The organism is Paenibacillus pabuli (assembly GCF_039831995.1).
GTDB lineage: Bacteria > Bacillota > Bacilli > Paenibacillales > Paenibacillaceae > Paenibacillus > Paenibacillus pabuli_C.
The window spans coordinates 1,526,175-1,550,512 of sequence record NZ_JBDOIO010000004.1; the positions used below are offsets into that span (position 1 = coordinate 1,526,175).

Annotated in this window: 18 protein-coding genes; 14 read left to right on the plus strand and 4 right to left on the minus strand. The window is 48.0% G+C overall.

The window, feature by feature from the left end; translation table 11 throughout:
* Positions 1–324 precede the first annotated feature (324 nt).
* The 8 genes from ABGV42_RS26580 to ABGV42_RS26615 all read left to right on the plus strand — a co-directional run bounded on the left by ABGV42_RS26580 (position 325) and on the right by ABGV42_RS26615 (position 12,096).
* Positions 325–4,656 (plus strand): glycosyl hydrolase 53 family protein, encoded by a 4,332-nt coding sequence (locus tag ABGV42_RS26580; protein WP_347384401.1) that lies wholly within the window; start codon positions 325–327, stop codon positions 4,654–4,656.
* Positions 4,657–4,899: 243 nt separating this feature from the next.
* Positions 4,900–5,940 carry an SPFH domain-containing protein gene (locus tag ABGV42_RS26585; protein WP_347384402.1) on the plus strand — a complete coding sequence of 347 codons (1,041 nt, stop codon included), beginning with the start codon at positions 4,900–4,902 and terminating at the stop codon, positions 5,938–5,940.
* Positions 5,937–6,962: a sugar kinase gene (locus ABGV42_RS26590; RefSeq protein ID WP_347384403.1), complete on the plus strand. Its 1,026-nt coding sequence runs from the start codon at positions 5,937–5,939 to the stop codon at positions 6,960–6,962. The genes ABGV42_RS26585 and ABGV42_RS26590 overlap by 4 nt, the downstream gene beginning before the upstream one ends.
* 80 nt (positions 6,963–7,042) lie before the next feature.
* Complete coding sequence (locus tag ABGV42_RS26595; RefSeq protein ID WP_347384404.1) at positions 7,043–7,756, plus strand: response regulator transcription factor; 714 nt, start codon at positions 7,043–7,045, stop codon at positions 7,754–7,756.
* On the plus strand, positions 7,753–8,742 hold the full coding sequence (locus tag ABGV42_RS26600) for a sensor histidine kinase (protein ID WP_347384405.1): 990 nt from the start codon (positions 7,753–7,755) through the stop codon (positions 8,740–8,742). Before ABGV42_RS26595 ends, ABGV42_RS26600 begins: the two co-directional genes overlap by 4 nt.
* A gap of 185 nt (positions 8,743–8,927) precedes the next feature.
* The gene (locus ABGV42_RS26605) at positions 8,928–9,698 is read left to right on the plus strand and encodes an ABC transporter ATP-binding protein (RefSeq protein ID WP_347384406.1); all 771 of its coding nucleotides are present in this window, start codon (positions 8,928–8,930) and stop codon (positions 9,696–9,698) included.
* The gene (locus ABGV42_RS26610) at positions 9,673–11,622 is read left to right on the plus strand and encodes an ABC transporter permease (protein ID WP_347384407.1); all 1,950 of its coding nucleotides are present in this window, start codon (positions 9,673–9,675) and stop codon (positions 11,620–11,622) included. The genes ABGV42_RS26605 and ABGV42_RS26610 overlap by 26 nt, the downstream gene beginning before the upstream one ends.
* Positions 11,623–11,754: 132 nt before the next feature.
* On the plus strand, positions 11,755–12,096 hold the full coding sequence (locus ABGV42_RS26615) for a cupin domain-containing protein (RefSeq protein ID WP_347384408.1): 342 nt from the start codon (positions 11,755–11,757) through the stop codon (positions 12,094–12,096).
* A gap of 155 nt (positions 12,097–12,251) precedes the next feature.
* On the opposite strand, the gene ABGV42_RS26620 is transcribed toward ABGV42_RS26615, so the two are convergent.
* The 4 genes from ABGV42_RS26620 to ABGV42_RS26635 are packed head-to-tail and all read right to left on the minus strand — an operon-like array spanning position 12,252 to position 14,701.
* Complete coding sequence (locus ABGV42_RS26620; RefSeq protein ID WP_347384409.1) at positions 12,252–12,560, minus strand: metal-sulfur cluster assembly factor; 309 nt, start codon at positions 12,558–12,560, stop codon at positions 12,252–12,254.
* A gap of 21 nt (positions 12,561–12,581) precedes the next feature.
* Positions 12,582–13,814, minus strand: coding sequence for a hypothetical protein (locus ABGV42_RS26625; RefSeq protein ID WP_347384410.1), 1,233 nt, complete (start codon positions 13,812–13,814; stop codon positions 12,582–12,584).
* A gap of 14 nt (positions 13,815–13,828) precedes the next feature.
* Entirely contained in the window at positions 13,829–14,416 is a 588-nt protein-coding gene (locus ABGV42_RS26630) for a DUF2249 domain-containing protein (protein ID WP_347384411.1), read from the minus strand.
* Positions 14,417–14,467: 51 nt separating this feature from the next.
* The gene (locus ABGV42_RS26635; RefSeq protein ID WP_347384412.1) at positions 14,468–14,701 is read right to left on the minus strand and encodes a DUF2249 domain-containing protein; all 234 of its coding nucleotides are present in this window, start codon (positions 14,699–14,701) and stop codon (positions 14,468–14,470) included.
* A gap of 321 nt (positions 14,702–15,022) precedes the next feature.
* On the opposite strand from ABGV42_RS26635, the gene moaA reads away from it, so the two are divergent.
* The 6 genes from moaA (at position 15,023) to ABGV42_RS26665 (ending at position 24,222) form a co-directional block, all read left to right on the plus strand.
* Positions 15,023–16,021 carry a GTP 3',8-cyclase MoaA gene (gene moaA, locus ABGV42_RS26640; protein ID WP_347384413.1) on the plus strand — a complete coding sequence of 333 codons (999 nt, stop codon included), beginning with the start codon at positions 15,023–15,025 and terminating at the stop codon, positions 16,019–16,021.
* A 78-nt stretch (positions 16,022–16,099) separates the two neighbouring features.
* Positions 16,100–19,864 (plus strand): nitrate reductase subunit alpha, encoded by a 3,765-nt coding sequence (locus tag ABGV42_RS26645; RefSeq protein ID WP_347384414.1) that lies wholly within the window; start codon positions 16,100–16,102, stop codon positions 19,862–19,864.
* Positions 19,854–21,323, plus strand: coding sequence for a nitrate reductase subunit beta (narH, locus tag ABGV42_RS26650; RefSeq protein WP_347384415.1), 1,470 nt, complete (start codon positions 19,854–19,856; stop codon positions 21,321–21,323). Before ABGV42_RS26645 ends, narH begins: the two co-directional genes overlap by 11 nt.
* Positions 21,324–21,346: 23 nt before the next feature.
* Positions 21,347–21,985: a nitrate reductase molybdenum cofactor assembly chaperone gene (narJ, locus tag ABGV42_RS26655; protein ID WP_347384416.1), complete on the plus strand. Its 639-nt coding sequence runs from the start codon at positions 21,347–21,349 to the stop codon at positions 21,983–21,985.
* Positions 21,982–22,707 (plus strand): respiratory nitrate reductase subunit gamma, encoded by a 726-nt coding sequence (gene narI, locus ABGV42_RS26660; protein WP_347384417.1) that lies wholly within the window; start codon positions 21,982–21,984, stop codon positions 22,705–22,707. Before narJ ends, narI begins: the two co-directional genes overlap by 4 nt.
* Positions 22,708–24,222, plus strand: a complete 1,515-nt coding sequence (locus tag ABGV42_RS26665) for a nitrate/nitrite transporter (protein WP_347384418.1) — start codon at positions 22,708–22,710, stop codon at positions 24,220–24,222.
* The last annotated feature ends 116 nt before the right edge of the window (positions 24,223–24,338 follow it).

The window sequence follows — 24,338 nt, forward strand, 5'->3', positions numbered from 1 at the left end:
GAAAGGATTAGGTACGGATCCTCGTTCAGAATAGGATACGTTGAACCGGTCCAATCGGATGGAAAAATATAAATAGTTACACCTGTCCCGGATGCCTGTTAGGCAAAGGGGCAGGTTTTTTTGCTTTATGGAACAGTTCTACATAGGGGAGTCGATCAGGCTTAATTGTTCAGATAACAGCCAGGACATTAAACTGTTTGAAATAACTGCTGTTTCCTTTGGATATTACCGTGTCCCAAGCTACAGTGAAGCGCTTACAATAATATAGATTTCATCAATGATTACGTCATGTTCAGGTCAATCGAAAAAAGGGGGAGATCAAGAGTGAACAAGAAATACATAAGCGGCTGTCTGGTCTTATTCATGCTGTTCTGTGAGCTGGGCTTCTGGGTACGTCCAGCTGCGGCGGCCGGAGTGAACGTTGCATTGAATAAACAGGTTACCGTTAGTGCGGAGGATCTGCAATACGGTGGTAACAAGGAACATGCCGTGGACGGCAACGCGGATACCCAATGGAGTGCAGACAGCAGGAATGAAGCGGGTCAGCCTCATTGGTTAATGGTCGATCTGGGAGGAACGTATCAGGTGTCAGGAGCTGAACTGACATGGAAAGATAAAGGCCAGGTTGTGAAATACCATGTTGAAGTGTCAACAGATGGCGTTCAATGGACTACAGGTGCAGATGAGAGAGCGAACGAAACAGCCCATGACACGGCCAAGGTGAGTTTTCAGGCTGATGACGTGAGATATGTGAAGATCACCATTCCTTATTATGCTGGACCGGATTGGTGGCCAGGCATTGCCGAGCTGAAAGTCTGGGGGCAGGAAGAGGGGCTTAATCCAGAATTAATTACGTCTTATTCGCCGCTTACCATTTCCACATTAAAAGGAATTGCGCCCGTAATGCCTGCTGAAGTGCAGGCTCATTATCCAAATGGAAAAACGGCAGATGTTCCAGTGTCATGGAACGCGGTAGATCCATCCCAGTATGCTTCAGCTGGAAGCTTCACCGTGACAGGTGATGTATATGGAGCGCCTACTCAACCGGTGGCTGACATTCAGGTTGGGGGATACCGGGATGATTTTGTACGTGGGGTGGACATTTCAACCCTAACGGCAATTGAAGACAATGGCGGTAAATATCTGGACAGCAATGGGACGGAAAGGGATCTGCTCGACATCCTTAAGGATCGTGGTGTGAACTATGTCCGACTCAGACTGTGGAATGATCCTCAGAAGTCAGGTGGATATAATGATAAAGCAGATGTCATCCGACTGGCCAAACGTGTGAAGGAAAAGGGAATGAAGATCCTGCTCGATTTCCATTATTCCGATGAGTGGGCTCACCCAGGTCAGCAGCTCCGGCCAAAGGCTTGGGAGGGCTTGTCCTTTGACGAATTGAAAAAGGCAGTATTCGATTATACTTCTGAGGTTGTAGGTGAATTGAAATCATCAGGCGCCATGCCAGACATGGTCCAGATCGGAAACGAAATTAACAGTGGTGTTCTGAATGGCTTGAACAGCAATGTGAATTTTGATGAGAATGTTGCTTTGCTGCAGAGTGGTGTAGATGGAGTGCGCGCCGTCGATGGGGGAGATCAGGTTCAGATCATGATCCATCTGGCTGAAGGCGGCAAACCGGAGCTGTTTGACTGGTACTTCGGAGAAGTGGAGAAGCGCGGGCTGGATTATGACATTATCGGGCTATCCTACTATCCGTTCTGGCACGGAACCTTCGCAGATGTACGACAGACGATGAATGAAGTCTCCGCCAAATATAATAAAGAAGTAATTATTGCCGAGACATCATATCCGTTTTCCTACAAAAATGGAGATGCCCACGGCAACATTATTGGCAGTCCAGAGGCCCTTCATGTGGGGGGCGCAACGTTCCCGGCTACGGTGCAAGGTCAGCATGATGCCATTGCCGGCATTATGGATATGATTGCAGAAGTTCCTGATGGACGCGGAGCGGGCTTTTTCTACTGGGAGCCGGCATGGATTGCCGCGAATGTGGGTTGGATTGCTTCAGAGGGAGATGCATGGGAGAACCATGCCATGTTCGACTATGATGAATATCCTGCCAATGGAGGGTACTCATTCGAGGGTCGTGCCTTGGAATCACTGAATGTGTACAAACGAGGGATGGACTCTCTGCCCGCAGACCGCCAGCATTTATGGGCTGTCATTAAACGTGGAAGCGAATTGGTGGCTTCTGATTTTACACCATCCAGCTGGATAACCCTGGCACCAGCCATTCAGGCAGCGGAGAACGTATATCACCAAGCCTATACTTCAGAGATTCTGACACAACAGGAGACCGACCAAGCCGCAGCCGAACTCGAAGCCGTTATGGAGCAGCTTGAAGTTATCCCTGCCAATCGGAAAACCCTTGAAGACAAGATTGCAGAAGCAGGATCATTCCATGAAGCAGATTGGTCAACCGCAACATGGACCGTTTTTAGCAAAGCGCTCGCCAAGGCCAAACAAGTACTGGCTGATCCAAGAGCGACCCAGAGCGAAGTGGATCAGGCAGTGATAAGTTTGGACAAAGCCATTAAGGGATTGTCTGATGTAGACAAAACCCTGCTGGTACAGCTCATTGAAGAGACGCAGCAGGAGAGTGAATCATCGTATACTTATCGGAGCTGGAACCTCTTGCAGACCGCGTTGCAGGCAGCAATTGTGGTGAGAGACAAGCCCGATGCCATCCAGTCTGAAGTCAATCAAGCACGGGAACAGCTTCAACAAGCGGGTCGTGACCTGGTTCTGCTCGAAGCTCTAACAACGGGGAAGACAGCAACAGCTTCCACAAGTGCAGGAACGGGCGGCGGACAGAACAACTCGCCAGATGGAGCGATTGACAGCAACCCGAATACATCATGGGGAACCGATCAAAGTGTAGGCAGCTGGTGGCAAGTGGACCTCGGCGCCGCTGCCAATATCCGTAAGATAGAAATGTCCATGTGGAGTGGAGGCATAAAATACAGAATCGAAGTATCTGAAGACAATGAAAATTACGTCACGATGGTGGATACCACAAGTGATGTTGTGGTATCCACCAGTCCAAGACACATTCTGCCGGAAAACACTCTGGCGCGTTATATTCGGGTTACCATCACGGCCGGTTCGACATGGGTAGGTTTCATGGATTTTGAGGCATATGGAACGTTCCCTGCGGACAAATCTGCTCTTCAGATGACCGTGGACTCTGCTTCGAAGCTGCAGCAGCATCAGTATACGGCTGCAAGTTGGAGCAGATTTGCAAAGGTGCTGGACACAGCCTTAGAGTGGATGGATGATATTGAAGCTTCAGTAGAGAATATCAGTCAAGCTGACACCGCATTAAAAGAGGCCATGCATCAGTTGGTCCGGCAAGAGTCAGCCCCTGGACCGTCGCAGCCAAGCCAGCCGTCACAGCCATCCTCTCCGGGGAGTCCGGCAGTTACCGTAACTGCACCTGAAACCGAACAACAGACAGAAAAGGGTTCCAAACTTTTAAAAGGAACTTTGGTCGGGGAAGGGAAATATTCGGTTCAACTGAATGAACAGCAGCTGATGCAATTGGCTAAAGGGCTGGACCCTGGAAACCAACAGCTGCATATCATTGCAGACATTGCTGAGCCATACCACGCTGTCACGTTCCAATTGCCTGTGAGTTCACTCGCAGCATGGGTTCAGACACAGGCGGTACAGTCACTGGAGCTGACAGTAGATCAGACATCGGTAAGTATACCAATGAAATCACTTCAGGGGATCTATGCTGCGACTGCCAAAACACTGGATGTGGTAATATCGAAAGGCTCTACTGCGAATCTATCCGAGCAGCAAAAAGCAGCGATCGGTAATCATTCCATTATCGATGTGAATCTGTTGGTGGATGGTGAAGTGTATCCTTGGACGGATCGAGCCATTGAGATTGCATTAGCGGGTATAGCTAAATCGGGGGCAGAGGATACGGTTCCCGTTGTGCAATCCATTTTGCCCGATGGTCAGATGAAGCCCGTCATGTATTCGTTATATGATGAGGCTTCACAGGTACTGACGTTCAAGCCCCTTCAATCCGGTTCCTTCGTTATGGTTGAGGTGCATGTGTCTCTGACGGATATACAAGCACATTCATGGGCAGTGAATGAAGTGATGAGTCTGTATGGTAAAGGGATCGTCTCAGGGATGTCCGAGAACCGTTTCGACCCGCTGGAAGAACTGACCAGAGCCCAATTCGTGCATATGGTTATGCAGGGAATGGGTGACTTTCATGTTCCAGACACAACCGTATCCTCGCTAAGTGATATAACCGAAGGACAATGGTATACGGATTCGATTCGTCTTGGTTTGGAGATGAACATTGTTGAGGGACGCCCTGACGGATCTTTCGGAGTCCATGAACGCATTACTCGTGAAGAAATGGCAGTGATACTAGAACGTTCCATGCAAGCTGCGAAGCAAGATGGAACTTCCAGTTCGAATGTATTCACTGGTGCTGAGTTCAGCGATAACGAAGATATTGCAGGTTATGCGAAGCAAGCCGTGTCTTCCATGCAGCGGTTAGGATTATTGAAGGGCATGCTTGATGGAAGCTTCGCTCCGAAACAGACGGCTAACCGTGCACAAGGTGCTGTTGTCGTAGCCAGAATGATGGAACTTTTATATTGAAATAGTAAAGCCATTGAAAATCACCGTTTTTGATAATGATCGTGGAACATTCTATCGGTAAGACCTAAGTATACATTTGCACGTAAATAAATGAAAAACAGACCTGTCTTAAGGCTACGGCCAAGAGGTGGGTCTTTTTTTATGTATAAAAGAAATCATTAATGTCATATTGACATTATCAAAAGTGTTTGGTATCATTTCGATAATATCATAATGACAATATTAAGAAATGGGGAATGAGCGATGTTTGGATTCCGATTCGTGAAGTTTCAACCCAGTGAATATGTAATGAAAATTAAAAATGGCAAGGTACAGCGCGAGGGCGTAGGATTGTCCTTTTATTATTACGAGCCAACAACATCGGTTGTTGTACTGCCTGTATCATCCGTGGATGTTCCTTTTATGTTCGAAGAGATTACGGCAGACTATCAAACGGTGACGGTTCAGGGCCAATTGAGCTACCGCATCGTGGATTATTTGAAAATAACGCAAAGCTTGAATTACACGTACAATTTACGGAAGAACAAGTATATCTCTGACGATCCCGGCAAGCTCGATCAACGTGTGATTACGACGGCCAAAGTATTAACCAAGAAGAATTTGGAGCAGATGCCACTCAAGGAGGCCATTCAATCAAGTGAACGACTGGCAAGCAGCATGAAACGTGAAGTGGTGCAAAGTGAGGAGCTTGAGAAACTGGGCGTGGAACTGATGAGTCTGTCGATTCTGGCCATTCTGCCGAATAAAGAAACGATGCGAGCACTGGAGGCACAGGCACGGGAAGAAATTTTACGACAAGCAGATGAGGCATTATATGTGCGCCGCAATGCCTCCATTGAGCAGGAGCGACGAGTGAAGGAAAACGAACTCAATACGGAAATAGCCGTCGAAACGAAAAAGCAGCAGATCAGAGAGACCCAATTACAGGCTGAGCGTTCGGTCAAGCAAAAGGAGAATGAAATGGAGCAGGAGCAGCTTCAATTCAACACGGCCATGGAGGAACGGAAACAGCAGCTCATTGAATTGACCATTGCCAACCAAAATGCTGAAGCGGATGCAAAAGCCTATGAAATTGCTGCGGTTATGAAATCTTTGCAGGATGTGGAACCAAATGTGCTCCAGGCGATGGCCCATATGGGAATGAATTCGGATAAACTGATTGCGCTGGCGTTTCAGGAACTCGCGGAGAATGCGGGGAAAATTGGTCAGCTCAACATTTCGCCCGATCTGCTGCAAGGATTGATGTCGACACCAGGAAGAGAGAGGGGAGGCCATGCACGATGAGGCTGGGACATTCAAGTAAATCCTCACATACCCAACAGACTGACCCAAACCATCTTGGCGATGCCAAACTGATTCTGGTCAAACGCAGAACGAGATTGGAAGAACTGGTGGTGCGATATAACACGGTGCAGCAGGCCCAGTTTTATATTGAACGTCTTGGTGCCGATTTTAGCGATTATATGGAGGAGGATCGACGTTATCGATATGCCGTGCAGCAGGCCCAGCAGCAGCTGGGTCAGCTCGGGCGGGTACAGACCATAGACCGGGAACATGTGCCCAATTTTATATTCGGAGAACAGGACATTGTGGTGGTAGTAGGGCAGGATGGATTGGTGGCGAATACGCTCAAATATGTGACGGAACAGCCGCTCATCGGCGTGAATCCCGATCCCATGCGATGGGATGGAGTACTTCTTCCTTTTACGGTGGAGGATCTGAAGATGATTATCCCGGATGTCATGCGCAAGCAGCGTACTTTGAAAGAAGTAACTTTGGCAAAAGTAGTACTGAATGACGGGCAGTTTCTGTACGGGGTTAACGATCTTTTCATTGGCCGGAAAACCCATGTCTCAGCTCGGTATGAAGTCCGTCTGGGTTCATCGGTAGAACAGCAGTCATCGAGCGGTATTATTGTTTCGACAGGGCTCGGATCGACGGGATGGTTCAAGAGTGTGCTGGCTGGCGCAGCCGGCATTGTGGGTTCTGAGGCGTGGAAACATATGCACATCATGGATGGTCTTAACCTGGTAAGTCCCGTTAGACCGGAAAATCAAACGGAGAACTTTGGGTGGGATGCTCCTTACTTGTACTTTACAGTTCGTGAACCGTTCCCGAGCCGGACAACAGCAGTCAACCTGGTATTTGGTCAGGTTCATCAGAAGCAGCCTCTGCGGATCGTATCGCAAATGCCCGAAGATGGGGTCATTTTTAGCGATGGGGTGGAACAGGACTTTCTTGAATTCAATTCCGGAGTGGAAGCCACCATTGGTCTTGCGGAGAAGCGAGGTCGTCTCGTCGTCTGACCCTTTATTTCCGAGCCATTTCCGTCTAGAATGGTTAACTAGATGTAAACAGGGCGTTATGCGGAAGGAGAGGTTTTGCAATGCAATCAATATTTTTAGTTGAAGATGATGCCAAGCTCGCAGGCTTGCTGACATCGTATCTCAACCGAAATGGTTTCCAGGTGCATGTCGTGGATGATTTCCGTCAAGTACTGGATGATTTTTTGAAGGTCGGTGCGGATCTGGTCCTCATGGATGTCAACCTTCCGCAATTTGATGGTTACTACTGGTGCAGGCAGATCCGCACGCATTCCATATGTCCCATTTTATTTATTTCAGCACGTGACAGCGGTATGGATCAGGTTATGGCGCTGGAACATGGTGCGGATGATTATATTACCAAACCTTTTCAATATGAGGTGGTTTTGGCCAAGGTACGAAGCCAGCTGCGTAGGGCGTACGGCACATATGCTGCAGCACAGCAAGAGTTAAAAGTCCGGAATGGACCCATGGTACTGTATCCCGAGAGGTTTGTACTCGAACATCATGATTTAACTGTGGAGCTGACGCAAAAAGAAGCTGTACTGGTTGAAGCACTAATGAGTAAGGCAGGGCGGGTGGTCAGCCGCGAGCGTTTGCTTGATCTGATGTGGGAAGATCAGCACTTTATCGATGATAATACATTGAATGTGTATATTACCCGTGTTCGCCGCAAGCTGAAGGATCTGGATGCAGAGGAGTTGTTGGAGACGGTGCGGGGAGCGGGCTATCGTTTACTCGATTTGGGGGCCAATGCTAAGGAGGACTTTCAATGAAACTTTTCTTGAAAGACCAGTTACCCCTGGTTGGCTTCTATTTGCTTCAGATGCTGTTAGTCTCTTCGGTCTACTGGCTTTCGGGCGAAACTCGTCCTTTTCGAATTGTCCTATACGGGACGTTGATCAGCACGGTTATCTTCATCGTGTATCTGATTGTGCGTTATACTCAGCTCCATCATGTCTATCGTGCGCTTCAAGAGCCAAAGCAACTGATCATGGAACCTTTTCAGCCGCTAGGTAATGCTCCAGTGGCCCAAGCCGTTAAAGGGTTACTCCACGAACAAGAGCGAAAACGGCAGCAAGAAATGGGCAAATTGCGTACTCGAAATGAGCAGCAGGTCGTATTCATGAATCGTTGGGTTCATCAGATGAAGACACCACTGTCGATCATTCAATTAACACTGGAGGATGTGGAGGATCAGACAGCTAGCAGCATTCAGGATGAACTGGACAAAATGCGCAAAGGGCTGGAGATGGTTCTTCATTCTTCCAGATTGGAGCAGTTTGAAGGAGACTTTCGTGTTGAACGTCTCTCTCTTGGTGAAGTGATCCGAGGGAGTATTGCTGAAAATCGTCGCTTATTTATTCGCAAAGGTATCACACCGGACATCCGGATTGAAGAGGAGCTCCACATATACAGTGATGCCAAATGGCTGCGTTTTATGTTTACTCAAATTTTGACCAATGCCGTTAACTACTCGGACAGCAGGTCTGGCAAAAAGGTCATGATGACCGCCTACGTTCAGGGAGAGCGAACCGTTTTGGACATTCAGGATGAAGGAATCGGTATATCAGCGGAAGACATTCATCGCGTGTTTAATCCTTACTACACAGGGGAGAGGGGAAGGCAGTATCATGAGTCCACCGGGATGGGGTTGTATCTTGTCCGCGAGATCAGTGCACGTCTGGGTAACCGGGTTGAACTATTCTCAAAACTGGACGAAGGGACGCTGGTCCGCTTCAGTTGGACGAATCAAAAGTAGAGCGCTTTGCCTGAGGGCGAGGTGTTTTTTTGTGGATAAAAAAGTTGCAGTGAAAGGGGAACATAATCTTAAAGCTGTTGTAAGGAAAGTTTAAGGTTATTCGATAGCAGTGGTGCGGGAGGTCGGTTACGATAAGAATAAGTTATCAGAACAATAAGACTAGCTACATTGGAGGGGAATAATTTATGGAGATGTTACAGGTCTCGGCACTGAATAAAATATACCAGGGTAGAGTACAAACTCAGGCCCTAAGCGACATTCATCTGACCATCAAACAGGGTGAGTTTGTTGGCATTATGGGTCCTTCAGGAAGTGGCAAAACGACGTTGCTGAATATGGTCTCTACGATAGATGAACCCAGTTCGGGCAAAGTACTCATTAACGGCAAGAATCCTTTTGAGTTGAGAAAAAAAGAACTCGCCATGTTCCGGCGCAGGGAACTCGGATTTGTCTTTCAGGATTTTAATCTGCTGGACACCTTGACGGTTGCAGAGAATATTGTATTACCGCTAACGCTGGACAAGGTGAAATATAAGGAGATGGAGAGCAGGTTGATACGAATCACGAACCAGCTCGGGATTGATCACATCTTGGACAAACGCATTTATGAAATTTCAGGCGGACAGCGGCAGCGTACAGCCATCGCCAGAGCGATGATTAACATGCCATCGATCGTGCTCGCGGATGAACCGACAGGGGCGCTGGATTCCACGTCTTCACAAGCCGTGATGGAATCACTAGAACAGATTAATCAACTAGAGAAAACGACCATTATGCTGGTGACGCATGATCCACTTGCCGCCAGTTTCTGTCATCGCATCGTATTTATCAAGGATGGCAAGCTTGCTGCAGAGGTCCATCGCGGGGACAATCGTCAGACCTTCTTTCAGCGGATCATCGATACCTTATCCTTTTGGGGAGGTAATTCACATGAACTTTCCTCAGTTCGCGTTTAATAATATTCGGCGGAATGGACGGGCGTATGTTGCCTTTTTTCTAAGTAGTGTATTTATGGTTATGATCTTCTTCGCTTATGCGGTATTCAGCTATCATCCTTATGTGGCGAATATGCCGATAGGCAAGACAACGGCGTCCGGAATGCAAATTGCTTCAATTATAGTGTATGTATTTGCGATCTTTTTCGTCATGTACTCCATCAGTGCTTTTCTAAAATCACGGAATAAAGAATTCGGCATCTTGACGATATTGGGTGCAGAACCAGGACAGATTCGAAGACTTGTCATCATGGAAAATATGCTGATCGGTTCCCTTTCCATTGTGGCTGGCATAGGTGGTGGCATGTTGCTGTCCAAGCTGTTTCTTATGCTCACTACTCGGTTTATCGGCATGGAGGATCTGCCCTTTTATTTCCCGACAAAAGCGATATTGATTACGGTGTGTGCCTTTTTGCTGTTATTTTTCTGTATTTCCCTGTTTACATTGATTTTTATCGGTAACAAGCGTGCGCTTGAGTTGTTGACAGGTACGAGTAAACCCAAAAAGGAACCCAAAGCATCCTGGCTGCTTTCGCTTATAGGGCTTGCGTTGCTGTCGGCCGGATTCATTGCCTTATACAGTGATTTATCGGGTGGAAACATACTGATCGCTGCAGTGGCAGGCATAGGCGGGACTTATTTTTTCTACTCCCAGCTCTCGGTTCTGGCTATTCGATTGATGAAACGCAACCGTAAGCGGATGTGGCACGGGACGAGGTTATTGTGGATTTCGGAGATGAGCTACAAGATCAAGGACAACGCACGTATGCTGTTCATGGTGACGGTTGTGATTGCCATTGCATCGATGAGCGCTGTAGTCATCCTATCCCTGGATCAGGAGAATCGTCAGGTCTTTAAGGACAATACATTTCCGATTCGTTACAACGTATATAGTGCATTAGACCAGCCCAATATGGCTCCTGTTAATGAGGTTCTGGACGCTGCCGGCCTGGAATATCAGGAGGTTTACCTGAAGTATTTTTATGCTGGCGCGGATGATAGTCGTGTAACCGTGATGTCACTAAGTGAATACAATCGTTTTAACACTATACGGAACAAACCGACACAGACGCTGACAGATCATGCAGTTATTTTTATTGACTCCCGGAATGATGACAAGCGAATGGAGTCTGAGACATTTCGTTCCTATGCTGCTGGAGATCAGTTCGTGCTGAACACCCCATTGGATTCACTGAACCTCAACATCAAGTATAGTGAAAAAGACCCGGTATTCAGCGACATACTCTATTCAACAGCAATGGTAATTATAAAGGATGAAGAATTCAACAAACTGACGGAGCCATTGGATAAGGACGCTCTTTCAGGCAAATATCTGTATCAAATCCCAGCATGGGGCCAGTCTGTACCGGATCGTGAATCATCCGAAGCTCTGGTCAGTGACCGCTTGAAAGGCATTGATGAAGTAATAAAGGAGCGCTCGGCGGATAGGGAATTCTCCGGTTATTTTACGACACGATATACTGATTTCGAAGAATTTAGACAGACAACAGCGCTAATTACTTTTTTGGGTATTTTTATCGGCTTGATCTTTTCAATCTCGTCAGCCAGTTTTCTATATTTCCGATTGCACACGGATCTGGAGTCGGATGGAAGAATGGTACACTCCCTTTCGAAGATGGGACTCAGTTTCCAGGAAATGAAAAAATCATCCACGATTCAGATTGCGGTTCTCTTTTTCTTTCCCATTTTGATCTCAATCGTGGAAACACTGGTTGTGGTTAGACCGTTCCTGACTCAATTCGGGATTGCCAACTATACCGTTCCTGTGTTAACCGTGTTTGGAGCGTTCTTGTTGGCACAGACTTTTTATTTCCTTGTTATTCGTGCAAAATACATCTCTTCGCTGCGAAAAATGATGGTATAGATTATACTGAGGCAGCGCTGATCAGTCACATCTTTGAGCCATAGTCGGGATTTCTTGATTCTAATCAAGGTGATCCCGGCTATTGTACTATACAATGAGTTTATTCCACGAACATCTAAGGAGGAATAAACGATGAGTACGATTTCTTTGCAAGCCGTCAAGGAGTTCCAGACAGAACGCTTTACGAAACGCATTCTATTTCAGCATAACGGTGGGGTCACGTTTGCGCTGCATTTCCTGCCGGGGCAACAACTGCCTGTTCATAAGCATCCTGGAACGGATGTGCTTGTCCTTGTTATCGAAGGAGAAGGAACGATCATATTGGATGGGGTTGAACAGAAGGTACAACAGGAAGATGTGATCTGCTGCAGTGGAGAGGATACATTTGCTTTTCATAATACGGGAAGCCGTGAAGCGCGGTTGTTTGTTGTACTAAACAAGGTGCCTGATGAATCGTATGCCCGGGACGTATAATTGGATCTGAATAGCTCCAGCCTGTAAAAATTCCATAAGAATCACAAAAAAAAATCATGCCAAGCAAAAAGCGTACTATCTCTCTTAAATGGAGATCTAGTACGTTTTTTTGTGTGTTTAATGGTTCGTCTCAGGGGGCCATATGGATTACCAACTTAAAAGTATCCCAGCATTTCCTTCGCTTCATTCGACATCATCTCGGGAGACCACTGAGGTTCCCATACCAACTGCACATCAACATCCTTATGGTCTGTATGCTCCTGCAGTACCCATTTCACCGCACCGAGAATCGTATCATGAAGAGGGCAGCCCGGAGTGGTCAAAGTCATGCGGACCCAAACCCGTCCCGGCTCCTCTTGAACTTCATATACGAGCCCAAGGTCTACAATGTTAACGCCTAGCTCTGGGTCGTAGACCTCCTTGAGACATTCAACCAGTTGGTTCACCTGTTCCGTCTGTTCCATATGTTCCACGCTCCATTCACATTAATGTTTGAACACCCTTGCAATCATGAAGATGTAAGCCATAGAGAAGACAGATAAAAGGGTACCGCCAACCATCATCACCTCTGCTAGATTGATCAAGACACCACTGACAAGCAGAAGACTGGAAGCAACCATTGCGATCAAACCCCAGTTCACATGACGCTGACTTAACATACCAGCCATAAGAGGCGTTCCTGGTTTTCCGGCTTGCTTGCCATATTTGTGCGTCCACCATAGAAAGGGGACAATCTTCGATGCATAACCCAGAATGGTTAATGAGACCCAGCCACCAAGGTAAAGCCAGCCTGCCAGAAGGACTACCCGCGCATGAAGCAGTAATTCGGGTCCTTGCGACGCATAGATCAACAGGGCAACCATAAATGCTGCCAGTGCACGGCTTACGTAGACAGACCAGCGTATGCCTGGACCAGGATTGTTTTTGTGACGTTTCTCCTGTATTTGTTCCAAATGGTATACATAGACCAGCATACCCGCTGTCAGTAGCAGGAGTGCAAGCCAGAGTAAACCTTCCTTATGATCGGTCAGAAATGCAGTAACGCCTGTAATTACAGCTGCATTCCACAATAAGAGGATTACCTTTTGAAGTCGGACTGGATAATGATGCGAAAGGTAGAACATGGGCAGCATTTTGTAGCTGAATCCTGTAATTAACATGCCGAACCACCCGATGGTCCCCATCCAGATATGAGCCCCGAATATTCGTTCATGCAGTCCGTTCCATTGTCCGAAGGCAAAATTCAAACCCATTAACATGCCCGTCAGCCCGGTAAGAACCAAATAGAGACAAGCACAAGCCGTACTTACCGTAATCGGATTCCATTGCGATGCTTTATATAACGTGACCGCCATATTCCATCCGAACAGCAAAATTCCAATCAGGGCACAGGTAGCAAAACCTGCAAGCCAGCGTACATCTGCCCGAACGAATCCATATAACATGCCAATGACACCGATACTAAACATTACATAATGGATGTAACCAAGCCTCGTACTGTAAATATCGGACTGCAAAATCACATGAATCAGTTGATAAACAGCCCCCATGGCCAGCATGGTCGCCCATCCCAGGACAAACAGATGGGCATGGAACCATCCCTCCGGCCCTCGTAACTCATCGCCAAGCCAACCTGTCAGAGACAGAAGGGAAAATGCATGGTACGCGATAAATCCGAGGATGCCTGTAACGATAAACCAAAATGGCAGCCTGGACACGGCGCTACCCTCCCTTATCCTTTTATGATTCTAAGCTTGGCTGTACCATCCACCTGGTCCTCTACGGTGAAAGAACATCCGAGATGATTCAGTTCTTCCATCAAGAAGACAGGAACACGGTCATTATGAATGAGAACCATCTGTCCAGGCTCACAGCGCTTTAGCGCGGCCAGTGTTCTCATCATCGGCTGCGGCGGCTCCAATCCCCGGTTATCCAGTGTGATGGTTGGGAACAGGATCGTCTCGTCAGAGTTGTAAGTAAGTCTAGTTGAGTCAGGCTCTCCGGTGCACCCAGAGGGATCTTCTTCCGAGTCCAGGACTTCTGCGGTATGGACTGTCGCGTCCTTGAGCCACGTTTTATTTTTGCGGTGTACAAATGTGGTACGCCAGTGCTCGGCATTGATTTGTTCCGACGAATGGGAATAGCCTCTCATTTTAAGAAGGCCGAGCAGGGGTGTGGGCTTGAAAGGAGCGTGGAGCACAAACACATCCATGGGGTCCAGCCCCTTTACGGTGTTCATAATAAGTTGGAACGGCTCTAACTTTTTGCTCAAATGAGGCCGGACATCGAGTTCTATGATTCGGTTATCCGCTGAAGGCATGTGGCTCACATCCAATCTTGTAAGTTCGTGCTCTGTTTAAGGGTATCCATTCTACAGTTTGCTGATTTTGACCTGGAAGACAGATGGACCCTGTTCGATATATTCCCAGGTGAAACCGTCTGGATGAGCAGACTGAAACTGGAAACGCAAGGGCACCGGATCATGATCATTGATCAGCAGCATGGCTTCATTTGGCGGCAATTGTTCAAAAGTTTCGAAGATGATTTTATGTTTCAGATGCGGTGGATACTCGGTTGCATTAATCGTTGCTGCATATGTGTTCATAGGTTGTTCCTCCTGAATCGGTTTAGTGTGGCGCTGCAAACTGAGTATAGAAAATATGTAGGGTCATCTGTGTGAGCGTGCTCACACATTTTATTTTTGTCATAATCTTGCCTCATTTTTTATGGATTCCAGCTTGGAGCACGGATTGCGGGAGATTTAGTAATAGGTGATGTGCACTATGTTTCACTCATTGTGATATTTTGCACAGTTACGTTGCCAAGACATCCTTATATTTAGCGACAAGATGACAAGTGATGAGAGGAATGATGGAGCCTTCATCCAGCCATAGTGAATTACACCTAGAGGAAGGAGGAGCTTGATATGGAAGCGGGACTGGTTGACCCCTTTGGAAGAGTTCATGATTATCTTCGCATCTCGGTTACAGACCGCTGTAACTTGCGCTGTGTATACTGCATGCCGGCGGAAGGGATGCAGTTCGAGCCTTCGGATCAGATCATGTCTCATGATGAAATGGTTTCCGTTGTTCAGGCGCTTGCTCCGCTTGGAATCAGGAAATTGCGTTTGACCGGCGGGGAACCTCTAGTTCGAAAAGGACTTGACGAGTTGATTGCCCGTTTATCCTTGATTCCTGGAATTGAGGATATCGCTATGACAACGAATGGCATATATCTGGCCGCATGTGCGGATCGACTGAAAGCAGCCGGGCTGACAAGAGTAAATATCAGTCTGGATTCCCTGCAACCTGAACGGTTTGCCAGTATTACCAGGGGAGGAAACCTAAAGCGGGTGCTCGATGGTATAAAGGCCAGCCGAAAAGCCGGACTGCGGCCGATCAAACTGAATGTGGTGCTGATGAAAGGCGTGAATGATGACGAGGTTGAGGATTTTCTGCGCTTGACTCTGGAAGAGGAGATTCATGTTCGCTTCATCGAATACATGCCCATAGGGGAGAGCGGAGAAGGTTGGAAATCAGGGTTTATGTCATTGCAGCATGTACTGGACACATGCGAGACCAGGTGGAGTTACACAAACTGTGATGTCTATAGCAATGGTCCGGCAGATAATTATCGGATTGACGGAGCCGCTGGCACATTTGGTCTGATTCACCCTGTAAGCAGTCACTTTTGCGGTACATGTAACCGATTGAGACTGACGGCAGACGGCAATATCAAGCCCTGTCTTTATTGGTCGGATGAATTCAACGTACGTCCACATGTCGGCAACGACAGTGCGGTTCGAGGCATGTTCCTCAGAGCACTGGGAGTTAAGCCCGAGACACACGACATGCTCAAAGCTCTCAAAGGTGAAGCGATTCGGGGTGTTCCGTCCCTCCGGCATATGTCCCAAATCGGAGGTTAACAGGATGTACGTGTTAAAAGTCGGCTCTGAATGTGATTCTGATCTGAAACTACATGTCATATTAGCAGGAGGAAAACAATGAGTAAGCAAAGCACACCCTGGATGGGAAAACTTAAATATTTTGTAAAACGGGAAAAGAATGCGGAGGGCTGGAGCGAGATGTCACCCGAAAGCCGGGACTGGGAGGACGTCTATCGGCGGCGCTGGCAGCATGACAAAGTTGTGCGTTCGACACATGGCGTGAATTGCACAGGATCCTGCAGCTGGCAGATCTATGTAAAAGACGGAATCGTTACCTGGGAGACGCAAGCTACCGATTATCCTTCCACAGGTCCGGATATGCCGGAATTCGAACCAAGAGGATGTCCGCGCGGAGCCAGTTTTTCCTGGTATCTATACAGTCCGCTGCGCGTCAAATATCCTTACGTCCGGGGAGCATTGCTGGATCTGTGGCGAGATGCGCTTCAATTGCATGGTGATCCGGTCAAAGCCTGGTCCAGTATTGCGGATGATCCGGATAAGGTCAAAAAATATAAATCCGTTCGCGGCAAGGGTGGATTGATCCGTGCGTCATGGAGTGAAGTAACGCAGATCATATCCGCTTCCCTTATTCATACGATCAAGCAGTACGGACCTGATCGAATTATTGGCTTTTCGCCTATTCCGGCCATGTCGATGGTCAGTTATGCTGCAGGTTCTCGCTTCCTGTCCCTGATGGGATCGCCACTGCTCAGTTTCTACGACTGGTACGCCGATCTGCCCCCAGCCTCACCGCAAATTTGGGGCGACCAAACCGATGTGCCCGAGAGCAGCGACTGGTACAATTCCGGGTATATTCTCGTCTGGGGATCCAACCTGCCAATGACCCGTACGCCTGATGCTCACTTTTTGGCTGAAGCACGCTACCGGGGAACGAAGGTTGTATCCATCAGCCCGGATTATGCCGAATATGTCAAATTTGCGGATACATGGATGTCAGTCAAACAGGGGACCGACGGAGCTCTTGCCATGGCTATGGGGCATGTGATTCTCAAAGAATTCTATATCGAACAACCTACGGCCTACTTCATGCAGTATGCCAAACAATATACGGATTTTCCTAATCTCCTGATCGTTGAGGAGAAAAACGGAGTTCACACAGCCGGCAGATTTCTTGTCGGAGAAGACTTGGGCATCACAGGCAACAATATGGCCTGGAAAACACTCGTCTACGACGATAACAGCGGTACATATGCGATGCCGAAAGGCAGCCTCGGATTCCGCTGGGGTGAGGAAGGGACCTGGAATCTGAAAATGGAACAGGTCGAGAATGGCGAACCCATTGATCCGCGGTTATCTCTTCTTGGTGTGCATCATGACTTGGTCACGATTCAACTGCCTTATTTTGATGATGAGGGCAGGCATGTGATGGAACGTCAAATTCCTGTTCGTCAAATCTGGCTTGAGGATCGCTGGATTATGGTTACAGCGGTGTATGATCTGGTCCTTGCTAAGTATGGAGTAGAACGTGAAATGACACGTTCCGCAGATTCTTCTGAAGTCATCACGATCTCTGATATGCCGCGGGCTCGGAGAAGCACAGCGGATGAATCCGTGGACGGTCTGCTGAATGGCGAGCAAGAAAAGCCGTTTACCCCTGCATGGCAGGAACAGATTACAGGTGTACCGCAGGAAACGGTGGTGCAGATTGCGCGTGAATTTGCCCAGAATGCGATCGATACCCAGGGACGTTCTATGATTATTATGGGAGCCGGGATCAACCATTGGTACAACTCGGACGTGATCTACCGTGCGATTATCAACCTGATTCTCATGACCGGTTGTCAGGGCGTGAACGGCGGAGGCTGGGCTCACTATGTCGGACAGGAGAAACTTCGTCCTGCAGAGGGATGGCAGACGATTGCCTTTGCCCGTGACTGGACAGGGCCTGCCCGTCTTCAGAACGGTACATCGTTCTTCTATTTTGCAACAGATCAGTGGAGATACGAGGAAACAAAAGTAGGCGAGCTGACTTCACCGCTGGAGGGTGAACCCCGTTTCCAGCATGTTGCAGATTACAATGTCATGGCTGCTCGCATGGGCTGGCTTCCGTCCTACCCCCAATTTAATCGGAATTCGATTGATCTGCATCAGGATGCCATAGATTCCGGAGCTGTAACGAAAGACGAGATCGGTGCATATGTGGCATCGGAATTGAAAAATAAAAACCTCAAGTTCTCCATTGAGCAGCCGGATGACCCTGCGAACTACCCACGTGTGCTATTCGTATGGAGAGCGAATCTGATCTCCAGCTCAGGGAAAGGCCATGAGTACTTCCTGAAGCATTTGCTTGGTGCAACGAACGGATTGCTGAACGATGACGATCACGGACTCCGGCCAGAACACGTAGAGTGGGTGGATGAAGCACCTGAAGGCAAGCTGGATTTGATGATCAATCTGGATTTTCGCATGGCGGGAACAGCGATGTATTCCGACATTGTGCTGCCTGCGGCGACCTGGTATGAAAAAAGTGACTTGAGCAGCACGGATATGCATCCGTTCGTACATCCGTTTAACCCGGCAGTTGGGAGTCAATGGGAGTCCCGTTCGGACTGGGACACGTTCAAGGAGATTGCGCGTGTCTTCTCGGAAATGGCTGCGCAGCAATTTGACGGACCACAGCATGAGATTGTGGCGACACCGCTGCTGCATGATTCACCCGATGAGCTGGCTCAGCCGTATGGCGAGATCAGAGACTGGAGTGCAGGCGAATGTGAGCCTGTTCCAGGCAAAACGATGCCTCACATTCAGATTGTGGAGCGCGACTATGCCGCGGTATATGACAAGATGATCACTTTGGGTCCAGTGGTCAGGGATAAACCCATTGGAACCAAGGGTATCTCTTGGTCAGCCAGCGAAGAGTATGAGAAGCTCAAAAGCATTTTGGGTACGCGCAGGCAAGCGGGAGTGGGGCAAGGTTGTCCTGATCTGAGTACAGACCGAAATGTGGCTGAAGCCATCCTAACGCTATCCACAACAACAAACGGTAAAATGGCGGTGCGTGCATGGGAGTCGCTTGAGCAAAAAACGGCCTTACATCTGAAGGACTTGGCTGAAGAGCGGTCTGAGGAATGTTTCACTTTTGATGAGATTACTTCCAAACCCAAAACGGTCATTACGTCTCCTGCATTCAGCGGATCGGAAAAAGGCGGCCGGCGCTACTCGCCATTTACAACCAATGTGGAACGGCTTATTCCTTGGCGTACGTTGACAGGCAGACAGCAATTTTACATTGATCATGAGATGCTTCGCGAGTTCGGGGAAACACTGGCAACGTTCAAACCTGTACTGAAACATACGCCTTTCCATCCGAACAGCAAACGTCCGATTGAAGGCGGCAAGGAAATTGTCCTGAACTATCTGACTCCGCACAACAAGTGGTCGATTCACAGCATGTACTACGATGCATTGCCCATGCTGACTCTGTTCCGAGGTGGTCCGACGATCTGGATGAATCATGAGGATGCAGAGGAGGCAGGACTTGTCGATAATGACTGGATCGAATGTTTTAACCGGAACGGTGTAGTCGTTGCCCGTGCAGTTGTCACCCACCGTATCCCTCGCGGAATGGCTTTCATGTATCACGCTCAGGACCGGCACATTAACGTTCCGGGAACCCAAATATCGCAAACACGTGGAGGTACCCACAATAGTCCCACAAGGATTCATGTGAAGCCGACCCACATGATTGGCGGATACGCCCAGTTAAGCTATGGATTCAATTATTACGGCCCAACAGGCAACCAGCGTGACCTGAATGTCATCATTAGAAAATTGCAGGAGGTGGATTGGCTTGAAGATTAAAGCACAAGTCAGCATGGTCATGAATTTGGATAAATGTATCGGGTGCCATACGTGCAGTGTAACGTGCAAAAACACATGGACGAACCGGCCTGGCGCGGAATACATGTACTGGAATAACGTGGAGACCAAGCCTGGGGTCGGTTATCCCAAACAGTGGGAAGATCAGGAGCGGTATCGCGGCGGATGGGAAATGAAAAATGGAAAACTTGAGCTAAAGTCAGGTACACGTGCCAGACGATTACTTAACATTTTCCACAATCCCGATCAGCCAACCATCGACGATTATTATGAACCCTGGACCTATGAATATGAGAAACTGACGAGCAGTCCGGAGAAAAAGCATCAGCCCGTGGCGAGACCAAAATCCCAAATTACAGGAGAATACATGAACCTGGAATGGGGACCAAACTGGGAGGATGACCTGGCAGGTGCCCATGTAACGGGGATGGAAGATCCCAATATGAGGGGTGTCGAGGAATCGATCAAAATGGATTTTGAACAGGTGTTCATGATGTATCTTCCTCGAATCTGTGAACATTGCCTCAATCCTTCCTGTGTTTCTTCCTGCCCTTCAGGAGCGATGTATAAACGGGAAGAAGACGGCATCGTACTGGTCGACCAAAACGCATGTCGTGCCTGGAGATTCTGTGTGTCCAGCTGTCCTTACAAAAAAGTATATTTCAATTGGCAGACCAACAAAGCCGAGAAATGCACCCTGTGCTTTCCGCGGATTGAGGCGGGTTTACCAACGATTTGTTCGGAGACCTGTGTCGGTCGTATCCGATACATTGGTCTGATGTTATATGATGCAGATCGTATTGAAGCGGCGGCTTCAGCGGAGAGTGAACAGGATTTGTATGAATCACAAATGGAACTCTTTCTGGATCCGCATGACCCTGAAGTAATTCGTGAAGCAAGGGAGGCTGGCATTCCGGAAGATTGGATCATCGCAGCTCAGCAGTCGCCTATCTATAAAATGGTTGTGGACTGGCGCATTGCGCTTCCGCTTCACCCGGAATACCGGACCATGCCGATGGTATGGTATATTCCGCCGCTGAGCCCTATCACGAATCGGGTAGAAGGACAGGGAAGTTCGCTGGATGCAAATGATATCTTCCCTGCCATCGACAATATGCGTATACCTGTGGAATATCTGGCCAATCTGCTCACCGCAGGAGACACGGAACGAATTCGTGATGTACTACGCAAAATGGCGGTAATGCGGATCCACATGCGGAATCAGCAAACCGGAAAAAACAGTGATCCTGCATTACTTAACCGGGTGGGGATGGACTCACAGGAAGTTGAAGACATGTACCGGCTGCTCGCCATTGCCAAATATAATGACCGCTTCGTGATCCCGCCTGCTCATCGGGAGGAAGTGGCGGATCTCTTCAATGAACAAGGAAGCTGCGGGCTTGATTTTGCAGGTGGCCCAGGTTCCTGTGGTGTATTCTGATGGGAGAGGAGACAACGACTACGATGACAACCGATATGAATACGGAATGGAGTCAGGCTGTGGATGAACGGATGGATGGGGCTAGGAAAGCATGCAAGCTGACCTCCTATCTGCTGCAATATCCAGATCCCACGTGGAGGGAAGGGCTGCAGGGTGTCCGAACTGCTGTGCAGTCCCTCACAGATGAAACAATGAAAAAGGTACTGCTGACATTTGTGGACGACGCAGAATCTGTGGATTCCACGTATTGGCAGGACCGATACGTTCGGACGTTTGATTTTGACAAAAAATCAAATTTGTACTTAACCTATGCTCTGTACGGAGACGAAAGGGACCGGGGGCCGGCTCTTATTGAATTGAAGCGCAGATATGAAGCTGCCGGGTTCTACATGGAATGGAATGAGCTGCCCGATTATTTACCCATGGTGCTTGAATTTATAGCGGAGGCTCCTTCTGAAGATGCATATGGAGTGGTGTCGAGTTGTTATAAGTCTTTGGTAACGATCACAGATAGCGTATTAGGACAGAACAGCCCCTACGGTCCATTGTTAGAGCAAGTGTTGAAGGTTATCCCTAAGCCTGTCCATGTTGACGAAGAAGTTCAGGACCATTCCGCGGCAGCGCAAAACGTGCCAACCTGGATGGGGAGGGGAAGTCGATGAGTACATCGGAGTTGTTTTTGTGGGGGGCGCTCCCTTACATGGTTCTCATCTTTTGTGTTACTGCAATCATATGGAGGTACGTGACGAATCCGTTCAGTTGGACATCCAAGTCCAGTGAAATTCTAGAAAAACGCATGCTGAAATGGGGAAGCTTGCTGTTTCATATTGGCATATTCGCCGTGATCTGTGGCCATATTGCCGGATTAATTGTTCCGGTAGAATTCTATCGCTGGATTGGTCTTAGTGATGAAGGTTATCATCTGATTGCCATTGCGGGCGGATTGCCCGCGGGAATTATCGCGTTTGCTGGTGGAGTCATACTACTGGTGCGCAGATATGCGGCCACCAAAGTGCGAGCAACGAGCAGTGCAGGAGACTGGGTGGCCCTCGTCATGCTTCTTGTCGTCATTATAACTGGTATATTGGCGACATCTGCGAATGCGGTGAATCATACCGGTTTTGATTACCGTACTACGATCAACCCTTGGCTGCGCGGTTTAATGGTATTTCAGCCTGATCCAACGCTAATGCAGACCGTACCTTTGAATTTTAAAGTACACATCCTGCTTTCGTTTGTTCTGTACTGCGTTTTTCCGTTTACTCGTCTTGTGCATATGCTGAGCATGCCGCTCGGCTACCTTAAGCGAAGCTATGTATTGTATCGCAGACGTGACGGGTCTGTTTATCCAGATTCAAAACCGAAAAAAGAAAGGGCGATGTAGATGCAAAACAAAGGCAAAGTCCAACTGCCCTTGCAAACGGCAAGTTTGGTTCTGGGATTCATGGTGTGGGTTATTCTGTCTTCCTTAATGCCATTTATTAAAGAAGATATTGCGTTAACCTCTTCACAGTTAGCCTGGTCTACAGCCATTCCTGTCCTGATTGGTTCCGTTGCCCGTATCCCAATTGGATACTGGACGAACCGATATGGGGCACGCAATATTTTTATGATCAGTTTTGTTCTGCTGCTCGCGCCAGTATGGTGGATCAGCCGATCTACTTCTTTTCTGGATTTAATTATAGGTGGCTTTTTCCTCGGGATAGGCGGAGCGGTATTTTCCGTAGGCGTAACTTCACTGCCCAAATATTATCCCAAAGAGAAACATGGATTTGTTAACGGGATCTATGGTATCGGTAATCTGGGAACCGCATTGTCTGCTTTTGGTGCTCCGCTGCTTGCGGATCAAATGGGATGGTCCAAAACGGTTCTTATGTACAGCATTCTGCTGCTGGGAATGGCTGCCTTGAATTTTGTATTGGGAGACAAACAGGAAACAAGGGTTAACGTACCGCTGATGCAACAGTTAAAAGCAGTCTCGCGAAGTCCTAAATTATGGCTGCTGTGTTTATTTTACTTCCTGACTTTTGGTTCCTTCGTGGCGTTCACCGTGTACCTTCCCAATTTCCTGGTCAGTCACTTTCAGATGGATAAAGTGGATGCAGGGATACGTACAGCGGGATTCATATTGGTGGCTACCATTATGCGTCCGGTCGGGGGCTGGCTTGGCGACCGCTTCAATTCCTTTAAAATACTGATGTTTGTATTCGGCGGATTAACGGTTGCGGCGATCGTATTATCCTTCGCGCCGTCAATCTACATGTATACGGTTGGTTGTCTGACCGTTGCCTTATGCGCCGGTACAGGAAACGGAACCATTTTTAAGCTGGTCCCAATGTATTTCGTTAAACAACCAGGTGTCGCTAATGGCATTATATCTGCAATGGGGGGGCTTGGCGGATTTTTCCCGCCATTGATGTTGACGCTGCTCTACAGCATGACAGGTCACTATGCGATCGGATTCATGGCACTCTCCATGATTGCACTGGTGAGTTTGGTGCTTGTCTTCTGGATGTTCTATGAGGAGAAGCTTCAGCTGTCCGCGAGCATATTAGAAAACACGATCGAGGCCATCCTGATTACGGATACAAACAGCGTTATTCGCTCGGTAAATCCGGCATTTACGGCAGTCACTGGTTATCGATCCGATGAAGCGGTGGGACAGAAGCCAAGCCTGCTGAAATCAGGTAAACAGGATAAATCGTTTTACGAACAGTTATGGGCTGATCTGAAGCAGCACGGATATTGGCAGGGAGAGATATGGAACCGCAAGAAAAACGGAGAGATTTATCTGGAATGGCTGAGCATTACTGCAATCCGCAATGAAGCTGGAGAAGTCAAGTTCTATGCGGGTATGTTCAGTGATATGGGAAAAAGAGATCTTCCTTCAGCACCATAGGCTGATAGGCTGAACCACAAGTATATACAACAAAAGACCTTAACAACATGCCATTGATGTTAAGGTCTTTTCATACGTAATCAGCTGTTAGCGTTCCATCTTCGTTCTATCTTCAT

What these genes read in the sequence shown, in the direction of transcription:
- narI (WP_347384417.1), top strand. Translation starts at nt 21,982, where the DNA reads ATGAGTACATCGGAGTTGTTTTTGTGGGGGGCGCTCCCTTACATGGTT.
- ABGV42_RS26595 (WP_347384404.1), top strand. Translation starts at nt 7,043, where the DNA reads ATGCAATCAATATTTTTAGTTGAAGATGATGCCAAGCTCGCAGGCTTG.
- narJ (WP_347384416.1), top strand. Translation starts at nt 21,347, where the DNA reads ATGACAACCGATATGAATACGGAATGGAGTCAGGCTGTGGATGAACGG.
- ABGV42_RS26590 (WP_347384403.1), top strand. Translation starts at nt 5,937, where the DNA reads ATGAGGCTGGGACATTCAAGTAAATCCTCACATACCCAACAGACTGAC.
- ABGV42_RS26645 (WP_347384414.1), top strand. Translation starts at nt 16,100, where the DNA reads ATGAGTAAGCAAAGCACACCCTGGATGGGAAAACTTAAATATTTTGTA.
- ABGV42_RS26635 (WP_347384412.1), bottom strand. Translation starts at nt 14,701, where the DNA reads ATGAACACATATGCAGCAACGATTAATGCAACCGAGTATCCACCGCAT.
- ABGV42_RS26585 (WP_347384402.1), top strand. Translation starts at nt 4,900, where the DNA reads ATGTTTGGATTCCGATTCGTGAAGTTTCAACCCAGTGAATATGTAATG.
- ABGV42_RS26630 (WP_347384411.1), bottom strand. Translation starts at nt 14,416, where the DNA reads ATGCCTTCAGCGGATAACCGAATCATAGAACTCGATGTCCGGCCTCAT.
- ABGV42_RS26600 (WP_347384405.1), top strand. Translation starts at nt 7,753, where the DNA reads ATGAAACTTTTCTTGAAAGACCAGTTACCCCTGGTTGGCTTCTATTTG.
- ABGV42_RS26620 (WP_347384409.1), bottom strand. Translation starts at nt 12,560, where the DNA reads ATGGAACAGACGGAACAGGTGAACCAACTGGTTGAATGTCTCAAGGAG.
- moaA (WP_347384413.1), top strand. Translation starts at nt 15,023, where the DNA reads ATGGAAGCGGGACTGGTTGACCCCTTTGGAAGAGTTCATGATTATCTT.
- ABGV42_RS26615 (WP_347384408.1), top strand. Translation starts at nt 11,755, where the DNA reads ATGAGTACGATTTCTTTGCAAGCCGTCAAGGAGTTCCAGACAGAACGC.
- ABGV42_RS26605 (WP_347384406.1), top strand. Translation starts at nt 8,928, where the DNA reads ATGGAGATGTTACAGGTCTCGGCACTGAATAAAATATACCAGGGTAGA.
- ABGV42_RS26665 (WP_347384418.1), top strand. Translation starts at nt 22,708, where the DNA reads ATGCAAAACAAAGGCAAAGTCCAACTGCCCTTGCAAACGGCAAGTTTG.
- ABGV42_RS26610 (WP_347384407.1), top strand. Translation starts at nt 9,673, where the DNA reads ATGAACTTTCCTCAGTTCGCGTTTAATAATATTCGGCGGAATGGACGG.